General features: G+C 54.0%; 13 protein-coding genes. 12 read left to right on the top strand and 1 reads right to left on the bottom strand.

All coding sequences use genetic code 11. From position 1 onward, the window contains the following. Position 1 precedes the first annotated feature (1 nt). The 11 genes from IEW06_RS13655 (at position 2) to IEW06_RS13605 (ending at position 11,511) form a co-directional block, all read left to right on the top strand. On the top strand, positions 2–1,246 hold the full coding sequence (locus IEW06_RS13655) for an allantoate amidohydrolase (protein ID WP_187733015.1): 1,245 nt from the start codon (positions 2–4) through the stop codon (positions 1,244–1,246). Positions 1,247–1,252: 6 nt separating this feature from the next. Beyond that, positions 1,253–1,999, top strand: coding sequence for a (S)-ureidoglycine aminohydrolase (gene allE, locus IEW06_RS13650; protein ID WP_187733014.1), 747 nt, complete (start codon positions 1,253–1,255; stop codon positions 1,997–1,999). A gap of 171 nt (positions 2,000–2,170) precedes the next feature. Continuing rightward, positions 2,171–2,677: a 2-oxo-4-hydroxy-4-carboxy-5-ureidoimidazoline decarboxylase gene (gene uraD / locus IEW06_RS13645; RefSeq protein ID WP_187733013.1), complete on the top strand. Its 507-nt coding sequence runs from the start codon at positions 2,171–2,173 to the stop codon at positions 2,675–2,677. Continuing rightward, a complete protein-coding gene (gene uraH / locus IEW06_RS13640; protein ID WP_187733012.1) occupies positions 2,674–3,012 on the top strand; it encodes a hydroxyisourate hydrolase in 339 nt (112 codons plus the stop codon). Before uraD ends, uraH begins: the two co-directional genes overlap by 4 nt. Before the next feature lie 51 nt (positions 3,013–3,063). Then, positions 3,064–4,500: a DUF6986 family protein gene (locus tag IEW06_RS13635; RefSeq protein WP_187733011.1), complete on the top strand. Its 1,437-nt coding sequence runs from the start codon at positions 3,064–3,066 to the stop codon at positions 4,498–4,500. A gap of 169 nt (positions 4,501–4,669) precedes the next feature. Beyond that, positions 4,670–5,542: an EboA domain-containing protein gene (locus tag IEW06_RS13630; RefSeq protein WP_187733010.1), complete on the top strand. Its 873-nt coding sequence runs from the start codon at positions 4,670–4,672 to the stop codon at positions 5,540–5,542. Between the two features lie 72 nt (positions 5,543–5,614). Then, the gene (locus IEW06_RS13625; RefSeq protein WP_187733009.1) at positions 5,615–6,520 is read left to right on the top strand and encodes a TatD family hydrolase; all 906 of its coding nucleotides are present in this window, start codon (positions 5,615–5,617) and stop codon (positions 6,518–6,520) included. A gap of 12 nt (positions 6,521–6,532) precedes the next feature. Beyond that, positions 6,533–7,444 (top strand): UbiA-like protein EboC, encoded by a 912-nt coding sequence (gene eboC, locus IEW06_RS13620; protein ID WP_262891919.1) that lies wholly within the window; start codon positions 6,533–6,535, stop codon positions 7,442–7,444. Between the two features lie 137 nt (positions 7,445–7,581). Next, positions 7,582–8,739 carry a 3-dehydroquinate synthase gene (locus IEW06_RS13615; RefSeq protein WP_188548502.1) on the top strand — a complete coding sequence of 386 codons (1,158 nt, stop codon included), beginning with the start codon at positions 7,582–7,584 and terminating at the stop codon, positions 8,737–8,739. 49 nt (positions 8,740–8,788) lie between these two features. Then, entirely contained in the window at positions 8,789–10,060 is a 1,272-nt protein-coding gene (gene eboE / locus IEW06_RS13610; protein WP_188548421.1) for a metabolite traffic protein EboE, read from the top strand. Positions 10,061–10,113: 53 nt separating this feature from the next. Next, entirely contained in the window at positions 10,114–11,511 is a 1,398-nt protein-coding gene (locus tag IEW06_RS13605; RefSeq protein WP_188548420.1) for an alkaline phosphatase family protein, read from the top strand. 36 nt (positions 11,512–11,547) lie between these two features. On the opposite strand, the gene IEW06_RS13600 is transcribed toward IEW06_RS13605, so the two are convergent. Then, entirely contained in the window at positions 11,548–11,910 is a 363-nt protein-coding gene (locus tag IEW06_RS13600; RefSeq protein WP_188548419.1) for a transmembrane 220 family protein, read from the bottom strand. A gap of 410 nt (positions 11,911–12,320) precedes the next feature. Between IEW06_RS13600 and IEW06_RS13595 the strand changes: the two genes are divergently transcribed. Beyond that, the gene (locus tag IEW06_RS13595) at positions 12,321–14,453 is read left to right on the top strand and encodes an ATP-binding protein (RefSeq protein ID WP_187733007.1); all 2,133 of its coding nucleotides are present in this window, start codon (positions 12,321–12,323) and stop codon (positions 14,451–14,453) included. Positions 14,454–14,474 lie beyond the last annotated feature (21 nt).

Raw genomic sequence — 14,474 nt, 5'->3', positions numbered from 1 at the left:
CATGGAAGCCTACGTAAACCGCGCGGAGAAAATTCTGGAGCGTATCAACGCCCTCGCGGCCATCAGCGAAGACGCGAGTTGCGTGACGCGCACCTTCGGAACACCGGCCTTTCTCGAGGGTAGCGCTTTGGTAAAAAGCTGGATGGAAGCGGCAGGTTTGGCTACCCGCCTCGACAACATCGGAAACGTGCGCGGCCGGTTGCTCAGCGCCCGCCCCGGCGCGAAAACCTTCGTCATCGCCTCGCATATTGATACGGTGATAAATGCCGGCAAATTCGACGGTCCGCTGGGCGTGCTGATAGGCCTTGATTTGCTGGAGCAGCTCGTGCAACAGCAGGCCGCGCTGCCCTTCAACGTGGAGCTTATTGCGTTCAGCGACGAGGAAGGCTGCCGTTTTCATACCACTTACTTGGGCAGCAAGGTGGTGGTGGGCTTTTTTGAGCCTGATCTGCTCCAAAAGCAAAACGCTACGGGCACCAACCTCGCGGCGGCCCTGGCAACTATGGGTTGCGATGCCCAACAACTGGCTCATGACGCTATTTTGCCGGCCGATTGGCTCGGTTACTTCGAAGTGCACATTGAGCAAGGGCCAGTGCTATACGAGCGCAATATTCCGGTGGCACTCGTAACAGCCATTGCTGGTCAGCAGCGGGTGGAGCTAGTATTTAAAGGTATGGCCGGCCATGCGGGCACGGTGCCCATGAGTATGCGCCAGGATGCGCTTTGCTGCGCCGCTGAGGCTATTCTGGCAGTAGAACAGTTTGGTTTAGCGCATCAACAGACGCTGGTGGCCACGGTGGGCAAGCTCGATATTCGCCACGCGGCCAGCAACGTGATACCCGGCGAAGTGGCGTGCAGCCTGGATCTGCGCAGCGCCGATGAAGCGCAACTAGCGTGGGCCTCTCAGGCGCTGCGAGAAAAGCTGGAAGCTATTGTCCGGCACCGCGATATTACACTGAGCTGGAACCTCATTCAACAAACTGCTCCCGTTACCTGCGACGCTGTCTTGAACAGTCATCTGGCCCGCGCCATTGCTGATGCCGGCTATCCAGTAGTCTCACTCGTCAGCGGAGCCGGCCACGACGCGGTGCCTATCTCGAAAGTTGCGCCGGCTACGATGCTTTTCGTGCGGTGCTATAAAGGCATCAGCCACAATCCGTTAGAAAACGTGGAGCTACCCGACCTGGCCGCCGCGCTGCGCGTAGCCGAGCGTTTCCTCACCCAACTCATTACCCACCATTCGTAATCCGTCATGGAAATATCCGCCTTAACCCGCTCCGTCGTCAAGCGCAACCACGCCGTCATCAGCCCCGATGGCTACATCAACAGCAACGTGCCGGGCTGGACGGGCTGCACCGTGAACGTGATTATCAACGAGCAGATGGGGGCTCGGCTGTGCCAAACACTCGTCACGTTGCAGGCTGGGGGGCAATTATTGGGCAAAACGCAGGCTTCGCAGATCTTCTTCTACGTGGTAGAAGGCCAAATTCAAGTTAGCGTCGATGGCCAAGATCAGACGCTCAGTACCGGCGAGTTTGTGTATGTGCCCATTGGTAAGGAATACCGGTTTGAAGACCCCGCCGCCGGCACTCAGGTTCTCACTTTCCACAAAGTATACGAGCCGCTGGAAGGCCACGAAGTACCCGGCGTGTTGTTTGGCGAGAAGGACGACAGCAAAGCGCCCATCTATATGAACGATGAGGCCCTGCGCATTCAGGTGCTGCTTCCCGACCACTTGGGCTTCGATATGGCTGTGAATATCTTCACCTACCAGACGGGGGGCAATTTGCCCATGGTCGAAACCCACATTATGGAGCACGGCCTGCTCTACCTCCAGGGCCAGGGCATCTACATGCTCGACCACGAGTGGTACCCCATCAAGAAAGGCGACTCCATCTGGATGGCGCCCTACTGCCAGCAATGGTTTACCGCCATGGGAAAAGAGCCAGCCGTGTACATCTACTACAAAAACGTCAACCGCTTCCCAACGGTGGTGTAGATTATAATTCTCTAGTCGGTCATACTAAAGCACGTCATGCAGAGCGGCAGCGAAGCATCTCGCGTGCAGTCGTCAGGGTTAGCATTGCAACGAAGCGAGCGAGATGCTTCGCTGCCGCTCTGCATGACGGTTTAGAGGAATCGCCTTTGATTTTAAATTGATTGTCACAGGATGACTTTAGTCGAACTCAACACATTACCTAAGCCCGCTTTAACCGACGCCTTGCGCAAATGCTGCGGGAGCACGGCCTGGGTAGAGGCTATGAGCCAAATCTTTCCGTTGCCGGATAAGCAAACCTTATTTGCCCAAGCCGCTACCATCTGGCGCGGCCTTTCCGAGCAAGACTGGCGTGAGGCTTTCACCCATCATCCGAAGATTGGGGACATTAACTCACTGAAGGAAAAGTTTGCTAGCACCAGTACTTGGGCCGCTGGCGAGCAGGCGGCGGTGCAGCATTCCTCGCAAGCGGTGCTGGAAGCTTTAGCCGAAGGAAATACGCGTTACGAAGAGAAATTCGGCTATATTTTCATCGTCTGCGCTACCGGAAAGTCGGCGGAGGAAATGCTGGCGTTGTTGCAGGCCCGACTGCCCAATGAGCCTGACCAGGAAATGAAAATTGCCATGGGCGAGCAGGCGAAAATCACTCAAATTCGGCTGGAAAAACTATTAGCAGTATGAGTCAGATTACCACCCATATTCTCGACACAACCCGGGGCAAACCTGCCCAGGGCGTAGTTATTGTGCTCTACAGTCAGCACGCGGAAACGTGGCAGGAGCTAGCCCGCGGCACGACCAACCAGGATGGCCGCGTCGCGGATTTGCTGCCAAAAGGGGAGGTGCTGGCGCGAGGAATCTACAAGCTGAAATTCTTTACCCAGGAATACTTCGACCAGCACGAAACTGCATCTTTTTATCCGTTCGTGGAAATTGCTTTTGCCGTCACGGCGCCGGAGCATTACCATGTGCCGCTGCTGCTGAACCCCTTTGGCTACTCCACGTATCGCGGCTCCTGAAGCCGGAAAACCAGCAGTTTCCATCCCACCCAAATTTGCCCCCCAGCGCTTATGAAGCTCAGCATACAAGAATCCGAAAAGGAACAATTACTCAATCAGCTCGGCGTCGCTAACCTTGCGTTTCAGCAAACCTACCCCGGCGACAAACCCGACCGCCAACCCGTGCACACAGTGTATGGCGGCGCCAATCTGTTCAAATCGGATACCTGCGTGCGCATGGGCGACATTGCCCTGAACAACCTGCGCACCTACGCGCCCAACTTTGTGGAGCTGGCCAACGTGCTTCAGCTCAAAGGCCATGAGCACCTGCCGAAGTCAGGGAAAGACATTGCGGAGCTGACCGCCAAGCTGGACGCTTCGTCGCCGGAAGACCGCAAAAAAGAGGCGGCCTGGCTGGCATATTCGGTGTATAACAAGATCATCGCCAAGCTCAAGGCCGAGCCCGTTGAGGATTTTCGGATAGACTTTGAGGACGGCTTCGGCAACCGCCCCGACGCGGAAGAAGATGCCACAGCCGTGCAGGCCGCCAATGAAGTGGCGGTAGGCATGCAAAACGGCACCTTGTCGCCCTTCATCGGTATCCGCATTAAGCCCTTCACCGAGGACTTGAAGCAGCGCGGCGTGCGGACGCTGGATATTTTTCTGACGACGCTGCTGGAAAAAACCGGTGGTAAGCTGCCCGATAACTTCGTGGTGATGCTGCCCAAAGTGACCATTCCGGAGCAGATGACGACCATGGTGCGCTTGTTCGAAATTCTGGAAAAGGCGAACAATTTGCCCCCCAACACGCTGCGCATGGAAACCATGGTGGAGGCTACCCAAATCATTATGGATGAGGAAGGCCGCAACCCGCTGATGCGCATCATTCGGGCGAGCGAAGGCCGCTGCGTGGCCGCCCACTTCGGCACCTACGACTACACGGCTTCGGCCGGCATCACGGCCCGCTACCAGACCATGGCCCACCCCGTGTGCGACTTCGCCCACCACATGACCAAAGTAGCGCTGGGCGGCACCGGCATTTTCCTTTCCGATGGCGCCACCAACGTAATGCCCATCGGTTCGCACCGGGGCGAAAACCTGACGTACGAGCAGCAGAAGGAAAACCGCGAATCGGTGCACAACGCCTGGCGGCAGGGCTTCCACCACACCACCCACTCCCTCATCAACGGTCTCTACCAAGGCTGGGACCTGAACCCGGCGCAGCTGCCCATGCGCTACGCCGCTACCTATGCCTTCTTCCTGAGCAGCTACGAGGACGCCGTATTTCGCCTAAAAAGCTTTGTGGAGCGCGCCGCCATTTCTACGCTCACCGGCGACATCTTCGACGATGCCGCTACGGGTCAGGGCTTGCTCAACTTCTTCCTGAAAGCGCTGAACTGTGGGGCAATTACGGAAGAGGAAATCACCGCGACGGGCCTGACGAAGGAGGAAATCAACACCCGCTCCTTCTTCCGCATCTTGGAAGGCCGGCGCAAGCTGAAGGAGTAGTCGATATTTTACGGCTTCCTTTTAATTTAGGCTCAACAGCTTGATAGTACCAAAAAAAATACTAATTATACAAAAGATGACTAGGTGCTAGTTATTGGGCCGACGCATGTTCAGATAGGCTCTGTTATCATAAGATACTGATTGCCTTACTCGTTATATCTGGGTTGCCATGCGGTTAGATGACTACACATCTTATTTATCAGCAATTCTGGCCGCAAATCAGACGGAAGCAGGCGCTGCCTGGCTACGCAAGCAGATAGAACAACTACACTCTGAGAAAGCCTTCTATTTAGCCTTCAGCCAAGTTCCTCGCTTTGTAGGAAAGCAGCCCCTGCACCTGACGAGCGACCAACTAGCTGAGGCCGCTCAGTTGCGTGCCGGGTTTAATCCTGGGTTGTGGACAGTAGATCAGGCGGTTCGCACGCTGCTGTTGTTGCAGGTTCCGCACCATACCTCAACCGAATACTCCTGCCTTTTAAAGGAGCTCTTTAGTGTGGCCGATTTAAGTGAATTAGCTACGCTTTATGCTGCGCTGCCACTTTTGCCATACCCGGAGTCGCACCGCGAGCGGGCTGCGGAGGGAGTACGCACCACCATGACGAGCGTATTCGACGCCATCGCGCTTAATAATCCTTATCCCCACGACTATTTACCAACTCAGGCCTGGAATCAGATGGTGCTGAAAGCGGTGTTTAACGCGCGGCCGCTACATCGGATTTATGGCCTGGACAACCGGCGCAATGCAGCGCTGGCGCATATGCTCATCGATTATGCGCATGAGCGCTGGGCGGCTAGTCGGGCGCTTACGCCGGAGGTGTGGCGGTTAGTTGGCCCTTACCTCACAACTGATAATATGCCCGATGTTGAGCGGTTATTTCAAAGCTCAAATGAGTTGGAAAACCAGGCTGGCGCTCTGGCATTGGCAGAAAGTAATTCACCGGAAATCAAAGATTTGTTGAGTCAGCACTCAGACATAGAGATGAAAATAAGGAATGGTGATTTCACCTGGCAAAGCATCGGAGAAAGAGCTTACACAGCTTAAAAAGTCAGTAGCTGCCATTGCTTACCTGCCTTCCTATTAACGCCCAATCAGTTACCTAAACCCCACCAGATTATGCTATTTATCGATCCGCACGTGCACATGACTTCCCGCACTACCGATGATTATGAGGCTATGCGCAATGCGGGCGTTGTAGCGATTATAGAGCCGGCGTTCTGGATGGGGCAGCCTCGTACCCAGGTTGGCACCTTTAAAGATTATTATAGTCACCTTATTGGCTTTGAAAGGTTTAGGGCCAGCCAGTTCGGGATAAAGCACTACTGCACTATCGGCCTGAATTCTAAGGAAGCAAACAACGAAGCGTTGGCCGAAGAAGTAATGGAGCTACTGCCGTTGTTCGTCTGTAAAGAGGGTGTTGTCGGGGTGGGCGAGATTGGCTACGATGACCAAACTGCGGCCGAGGACAAGTACTATCGACTACAGCTGGAACTGGCCAGGGAAGTGAACCTGCCAGTTCAGATTCACACACCGCACCGCGACAAGAAGAAGGGCACGCTGCGCAGTATGGAGGTAGCCCTGGAGCATGGGCTGGACCCGTCCATGGTCATTGTTGATCATAACAATGAAGAAACGGTGCAGGATGTGCTTGATCGGGGTTTTTGGGCTGCGTTTACTATTTACCCGCACACCAAAATGGGTAATGAGCGCATGACGGAAATTGTAAAGCAATACGGCCCCGAACGTATTTTCATCAATAGCGCCGCCGACTGGGGCATCAGCGACCCGCTGGCTGTACCCAAAACCGCCCATTTGATGCTAGAACGGGGTATTCCGGCCGAAACAGTGCAATTGGTTACCTATCAAAACGCGTTGGAGGCATTTGGGCAGAGCGGGCAGATGCAGGAAAGTGATTGGCTTACGACAACCCAGATTGATCAGAGCCAGAAGTTCTCCGGTAACTCGATTTTGCGAGGCGGCCAAACGCCCAAGATCGAGTCTGACGCTACCATCATCCGTTAAACACCTATCGCTATGAGCCGGTTTTTTGCACACCTCGTGCTAATGCGTCCTGCCAATATCATCACAGCTATTGCCGATATTCTGCTTGGCTTTGCTGCGTCGGGCTCGGTCCAGATGATCTTGGGTGATGACACTGCTTATTCATCGCATCCGCAGCTGACTAATTTGTATTGGCTCGTGGCAGCTACTATCGGGTTGTATGGCGGCGGCGTAGTGTTCAACGATGTATTCGACGCTGACCTTGACAGAAAAGAGCGCCCCGAGCGCCCCATTCCTAGCGGGGCCGCCAGCCGCCTGAGCGCAAGTCTGCTCGGCACTTTGTTGCTGCTGGCCGGCGTGCTGGCGGCATTCCAGGTCTCCAGCACCAGTGGCCTGATAGCAATAGCAATTGCCGTTTTGGCCTTAGTGTACGACTCATTTAGCAAGCACTATCCGGTGCTGGGCCCTTTGAACATGGGGGCCTGTCGGGGGGGCAATTTACTGCTCGGTTTAAGCGCTTTGCCCGCAGCCGTGGGAGAGTATTGGTATCTGGCCCTGCTGCCGATCGTGTACATCGCGGCTATTACGGCTATTAGTCGGGGTGAAGTGCACGGCGGTGACAAAAAGATACTGCTGGGCTCGGTGGGCCTATACAGCTTGGTTATTGGCAGCATTTTACTCCTGATGACCTTGCCGCAGATCAATGGCGTTTACACAATTCCGTTTCTGGTTTTATTCTGCTACCTCATTTTTCCGCCTTTATTCAAGGCCATTTCTTCTTTGAAACCTCTGGACGTTCGGCTGGCGGTAAAGGCTGGAATTATGGCGCTCATTCTACTCGATGCAACTATAGCCGCAGGCTTTGCCGGGTGGTGGTATGGCCTTATCGTTCTGGCTTTATTTCCGTTGTCCCGGTTACTGGCCAGAGTATTTGCTGTAACTTAAGACACAGTGTTTTAAGCTAGCTTAAATAAGGCAGCCGTATTGCGTTGCCCGGTCATTTCGACCTTCTCTTTTCTCAGTTTTGAACAGGTAGAGAAGGACGCTTTTTGTGCAGTAATTTACTTCTGTTCTACATGCATATTCCTTCTCTGAAGCAGCAATTTCAGGTTGCTTTTTCTTATGATGTTCATTTTACTGAGGGCTTATTTAACGCGGATAATACGCTGATCCGCGATGTGCTCAAGCAGGATGGAGGAGCAGAGCCACGCAAAATATTCTTTGTAGTTGACGACGGTGTAGCTGCGCAGCATCCGCAACTTATGGGCGCCATTACCAGCTATGTTGCCGCGCACGCGGACGTCATGCAGCTTAGCGGACCGATTACGGTAATTCCGGGCGGCGAGCAGTGCAAAAATGAGCCGGCATTGGTGCAGCAGTTGCTGGATGCTGTCAACACTTACCACATCGACCGTCACTCGTATTTTGTGGGCATTGGTGGGGGTGCCGTTCTGGATCTGGTTGGGTATGTGGCCTCAGTGGCTCACCGGGGCATCCGGCACATCCGCATTCCCACCACCGTTCTGTCGCAGAATGACTCGGGTATTGGCGTAAAAAACAGTGTAAACGCCTTCGGGAAGAAGAATTTCCTCGGGAATTTCGCGCCGCCTTACGCCGTACTCAATGACTTTGAATTCCTGCTGACGCTCGAGGATCGGGACTGGCGGGGCGGTATAGCGGAAGCCTTAAAAGTGAGCCTGATTAAGGACGCAAAATTCTTTGCGTTTATACAATATAACGCGGCGAAATTGGCAGCCCGCGACATGCCTGCCATGCAGTATTTAATTCACCGCTGCGCCGAAATGCACTTGCAGCACATTGCCGGCGGCGACCCATTTGAGCAGGGCTCTTCCCGCCCCCTAGATTTTGGGCATTGGTCGGCGCATAAGCTTGAGCAGCTGAGCAATTACCGCATCCGGCACGGCGAAGCGGTGGCCATCGGAATTGCCTTGGATTCGGTGTATTCGCATTTGCAGGGGCGAATCACTGAGGCCGAATTAGACCAGATTATTTCCGTGATCCGCACGCTGGGATTTGCCTTGTATGAACCCGAAATGTCAGTGCATTTGGCTGATGCCGCGCACCCGCAAAGTATGCAGCATGGGCTGCAGGAATTTCGGGAGCATCTGGGGGGCAAATTGACCATTATGCTGCTGGAAAAAATCGGCCGCGGCGTAGAGGTCCACGAAATGGATGGTCAACTAGTGGAAGAGGCTGTAAGAAAATTGCAGCAGTACTAACCAGCGGCCCAAACGGCAGCCGTTGGCGTTAACCTCGGGACTATAAGCTATGGAAATTCAGCAAGGTTATCAGCTCACGTATTGCACCAATATCCATCCTGGCGAAACCTGGGCTGCTGTTTTTGAGAGTCTACGGAGGTATGTGCTGCCCGTGAAGGCGCGGTTTTCGCCCGATAAGCCTTTTGCAATTGGCTTGCGCCTGTCAGACGTGGCCAGCAAAGAGCTGGAGCAAGGCGAGCAATTAATGGAGTTTAAATTGTGGCTTGCCGAGCACGATTTGTATGTGCCGATTATAAACGGATTTCCGTTTGGCAGCTTCCATGGAGAAGCGGTAAAAGATGACGTACATCGGCCCGACTGGACCACGCGGGAGCGTGTTGAGTACACCAAGCGCCTGGTCCGGCTGCTCGCTTTTTTGTTGCCTGAAGGAATTGTGGGGGGCATTTCTACGTCGCCGCTGTCCTACAAGCCATGGCTGGCGGGCGATGCGCCGCAAACCCAAGTGGTGTTGCAGAGAAGTACTCAACACCTGGCTGAACTGGTGGAAGAACTCGTCAGAGTACGGGCGCAAACTGGTCGGCTTATTCACCTCGACATTGAGCCCGAGCCAGATGGGCTGCTCGAAACGTCCACGGAATTTATTGACTACTACGAAACGTATCTGCTGCCCCAGGTTTCAGGTCATCTGCAAGCAACGCTTGGGTTAAGTCAGCAGCGCGCAGTTCAGGCAGTTTATGACAGCGTTCAGCTGTGCTACGACGTGTGTCATTTTGCTTTAGCCTACGAAGAGCCGGCCGCCGTGCTGGAGCAGTTAGCGACCAAAAAAATCAAAGTGGGGCGCGTGCAAATCAGTGCCGCGTTGAAGGCAGATTTGCCCCCCAGTAGTGAAGATCGGCACGCTTTAGCGCAGCAGTTCAGCACTTTTGCTGAGTCCACTTATCTGCACCAGGTGCTGGTGCGCAACCGCGATAATAGCATCACCCAATATCCTGATTTGCCGGCTGCCTTACCGCACATTCTGGACGCGCAGGCTACGGAGTGGCGCTCCCATTTTCACGTGCCGGTGTTTCTGGAACGCTACAATTTGTTGCAGTCTACGCAGCCGGAAATACAGAAAATAATACGGTTGCTAGCCGCGCAGCATTTCACTGCTTATCTGGAAGTTGAAACCTACACCTGGGAAGTGTTGCCGCCGGAAATAAAGCAGGATTTGGTGTCTTCTATCGAGAGAGAATTGAGCTGGGTAAAGCAAAATTTGGAGTTGGCCGAGCTACAGTTAAAAGAGTCAAATATTACTTCTACAGTTGGCGTATCGGCATAAGATATTACCAGTGAATTTACATCGATAAATTTTCTGGTAGCCTCCAAATTACCATGCGAAAAACAGTCGTAATTAATGTTGTCGGCCTTACTCCAGCTTCAATTGGTGAGAACACGCCTTTTCTGAAACAGTGGTCGGAGGGCGCTAAAATGGCGTCCGTAGGTCATGTGTGGCCGGCGGTAACCTGCTCGGTACAAGCAACCTACCTGACGGGTAAATGGCCCACGGAGCATGGCATTGTAGCCAACGGCTGGTATTTTCGGGATGAGTGTGAGCCGAAGCTTTGGCGGCAGTCGAATAAGCTGGTGGAAGCGCCGAAAATCTGGAAGGTTGCCAAAGCCATTGATCCCAGTTTTACCTGCGCTAATATCTGCTGGTGGTACGCCATGTACAGCACCGCCGATTACGCTGTAACTCCGCGTCCGCAATACTTGTCGGATGGGCGCAAGATGCCGGATTGCTATACTTTTCCGATGGAATTGCGGCCTCAACTGGAAGCCAGGCTGGGCACGTTTCCGCTGTTCGATTTTTGGGGCCCGCGCACGACAATAAAATCAAGCCGGTGGATTGCCGATGCCGCCATAGAAACGGATAAGCTGCACGATCCAACCCTGACGCTGGTGTATTTGCCCCACCTCGACTACAACACCCAGCGCTATGGCCCCCATGACGCGCGCGTTGCGGCCGATCTGCGCGAAATAGACGGCGTTTGTCAGCACCTGGCTACATACTTTGAAAGCAAGGGCGCTCAGGTCATTTTCCTGTCGGAGTACGGTATTGCGACGGCCACGCGGCCTGTGCACTTAAATCGGGTGCTTCGGGAGAATGGGTATTTGTCTATTCGGGAGGAGCGGGGGCTGGAATTGCTGGATGCCGGCACCTGCCAGGCCTTTGCCCTGGCTGACCACCAGCTGGCCCACATTTACGTGAATGACCTGGCTAAGCTTACGGCTGTTCGGCAGTTGCTGGAAGCTGTGCCGGGCGTAGAGAAAGTGATTGGCCCGGAGGAAAAAGCAGCTTACCACTTAGACCATCCGCGAGCCGGCGAATTGATTGCCATTTCGGAGAAAGGCTCCTGGTTTACGTACTATTATTGGCTGGATGACGCCAAGGCGCCCGATTTTGCCCGCATCGTTGACATCCACCGTAAGCCCGGCTACGATCCGGTGGAGATGTTTACCAATCCAAACATCAAGTTCTTAGTGCCAAAAATTGGCCTGAAGCTGCTGCGCAAAAAGCTGGGCTTTCGCATGCTCATGGACGTCATTCCGCTGGATGCCGGCTTGGTAAAAGGCTCGCATGGGCGACCACCCGAAACACCCGCCGAAGGCCCGCTGCTCATGAGCCGAAATGCTCACCTGATTCCGACGGACAGCATAGAAGCCCCCGCTGTTTTCGACGTTATTCTCGCGCATTTGCAGAGCCAGAATAATGGAGCAGAAAGCAGCTAGGAGTTTCGGTGCAGGGAACAAAGCGGTGGCAGGTGCTTATGCCTCCTTCATCTTTACTTTGAACTGAGTCAGGTAAAGCCAATAAATAAGCAAGGACACAGCACAAATTAGTAAGCCGAGTGCTTCGCGCCCTTCCTCAATATTGATATCCTTCATGCCATTCTTCAGAGCTACGCCTTCCCAGTGGGCTGGCCACTGAAAAAAGCCCCCCACAAAGAAGGCCGCGCTTCCAAGGATAAGAAGTAATGGAGATACTTTTCGGCGGTTAAAAATAATGGCTGATACAACCGCTGGAAAAAGGTAAATCGGGACCCAGATATATGGGTCAGGGTCATTGTATTGCACCACGGCAAACCCAATAAACAAGATTGTCATCACGCCAGAGAAGAGTCGCATCATCTTGATATAAGAGTAGGTTTTAACTCTGAGCTTTGCCGGTAAATACGGTTGCCTTTACTGGAGCTAGAAGGTAGCGGAATATTACACGCCTGCGCTTACCTTCTGTACTGATAAGATACTAAAGGCATCATTACTTGTTGATTTTATCAGCGCAAAAAGTCATTGCTTAGTGCTTTATAGTATCGGAGGTGGCGGCGTGCGTTTGGGGCTGAGCGTGCTCAGTTGCACTAAGCAGAACACTACAGGCCAGCCGCTACTCGACTGGGGGGCTTTTTAGCAAAAAATAGTTTTCAGGGTGGAATCAGCAGCTACTTCTGTACTGTTGTGTCTTTATAAGTATTGGTACAATTCATATCTTGTAATGGATTGTGCCGGTACTGTAAGTATTGGCCCACGAAGCGCTGGCCTGTATGAAGAAGCTCCTGTTCATCTGCTGTCTGAGCGTACTTTCAGTAGGTATAGGTGCGCAGGATACGGCTACCCAGCAGCTGCAAGTGGCTGAGCGAAGCTATTTGCGTTCCGACACAATCTGGGTAAACCAACTTATAGCGTTCGGGGAGAAAGAAAAGACAACCGGCAAAGCCTTAGCGAGTTATCGGGAGGCGCTAGGGGTGGCGCGGAGGCTTTCGTATAAATCGGGGGTGGCGCGGGCGCTGCTGGGACTGGGGTATTACTATCGCTTCCGGGGCGATTACAAGGAGAGCCTAACCTATACGCGACAGGCTCAGCAGCTATTTCGACAACTCGACGACCGCCTTAACCAGATTTCGTGTCTGTATAACCTTGGCTTTGTGTACTATGGGCAGGGCGACTTTACCCAAGCTATGGTCCATAGCTTCAAAGGGCTGTACTTGGCTGAGACTATGCAAAACCAGAAATGGCTGACGCTGATGAACAGTCAGCTGGGACTTGCGAGTATGATTGTGGGCGAGTACGAGAGGTCAAAACAGTATTTAGACCGCGGTTTGAGGCTGGCTAACAAAGCAGGCGACAAGGAGGGCGCGGCATTTTGCCAGAATGGGCTGGGAAGGTTAGCTGGTGCCCAAGGCAAATGGTTGGAAGCGCTCCAGCATTTTGAGAAGCAAATGGCCCTGGCTCACGAAGCAGGCAATGAGCGGCTGGTTACGCTCGGGCAGTTGCGCAGCGCGGAAATGAACGAGCGCCTAGAGCGCTACGAGGAGACCTTCGCCGTGGGGCGGCTTGGGCTGCGTCGGCTGCAGCAGATGGAAGATGTGGGTAACATTCCGCTTATCGAAGTCATTTTTGCGCGAGCCTTCCTGCATACTGGGCGGCCTGATAGTGCAATGGTATATGGGCGAGCCAGCCTGCGAGCCAGCCAGCGTAGCGGCACCAAACAGGTAATACACGATGCTGCCGACGTGCTGGCCCAGTCCAGTGCCCAGCTAGGCCGCTTCGACGATGCCTACCGTTACCAGACGCTGTTTACGGCTTACAAGGATAGCCTTAGTACTCAGGATATTGTCCGGCGGACGGCCGCGCTGCAATACACCTACGAGCTGGACAAGAAACAGTCGCAGATACGGCTGCTGACTCGCAATGAGCAGCTGAATCAGCAGCAGAGCCAGCAGCAGAAGCTGCTGCTGGTTGGGGCGCTGGTGGCTTTGGCGGTAGTGGCCGGACTAAGTGTGCTGCTCTGGCACAACAATGAGGAAAAGCAGCGGGCCAATGCTCAGCTTCAACGCCAGCAGGAAGAACTGCAAGCGGCACAGGCTCAGCTGATTCAGCGGGAAAAGATGGCCTCGCTGGGCGAGTTCACGGCCGGCATTGCGCACGAGATTCAAAACCCGCTCAACTTCGTGACCAACTTCGCGGAGGTGTCGGCTGAGCTTGTCAGTGAACTTGGAAACGCCCAACAAAGCCCAAACCGCGATGCGGCACTGGAAGCAGATCTGCTGGCGTATTTAGCGCAAAACCTAAGCAAGATCCGGGAGCACGGAGGCCGCGCCGCGCGCATTGTGCAGGGCATGATGGAGCACGCCCGCCCCAGCACCGGAGAGCGTCAGCTGACGGACCTGAATGCCCTCTGCGACGAGAATCTGCGGCTTGCCTACCACGGGCAGCGAGCCAAAGACCCCAACTTTGAGGTGAAATTCACAACCAATTTCGATTCCGATCTGGGCTTGGTGCCGGTAGTGCCCCAGGAAATCGGGCGGGTGCTGCTGAATCTGTACACCAATGCCTTTTATGCCGTTAGCCAACAGGCTGCGCGGCATGAGAATGGCTATCAGCCACAGGTGCTGGTAACTACCCGCCGCCGCAATGGGCAGGTGAAGGTGCGGGTGCGCGACAATGGCGTTGGTATTCCGGAAGCTATTCAGGCGAAAATATTTCAGCCCTTCTTTACCACCAAGCCCGCGGGCGAAGGCACGGGTTTGGGCCTCTCCCTCAGCTACGACATTGTAACAAAGGGCCATGGCGGCACGCTTTCGGTGGAAAGCCAGGAAGGCAAATACACTGAGGTAATTGTGTCGTTGCCCGTGAGTAAAGTAGAGCAGGAACAAAAGTCTTACTCTTACTTCTGATCGGACTCAGCTTTTGCCTCC

The sequence above is a fragment of the Hymenobacter qilianensis genome (assembly GCF_014638675.1).
Taxonomy (GTDB): Bacteria; Bacteroidota; Bacteroidia; order Cytophagales; family Hymenobacteraceae; genus Hymenobacter; species Hymenobacter qilianensis.
The sequence above is the reverse complement of the archived record's forward strand: the minus strand, read 5'-3'. Positions and strand labels throughout refer to the sequence as shown.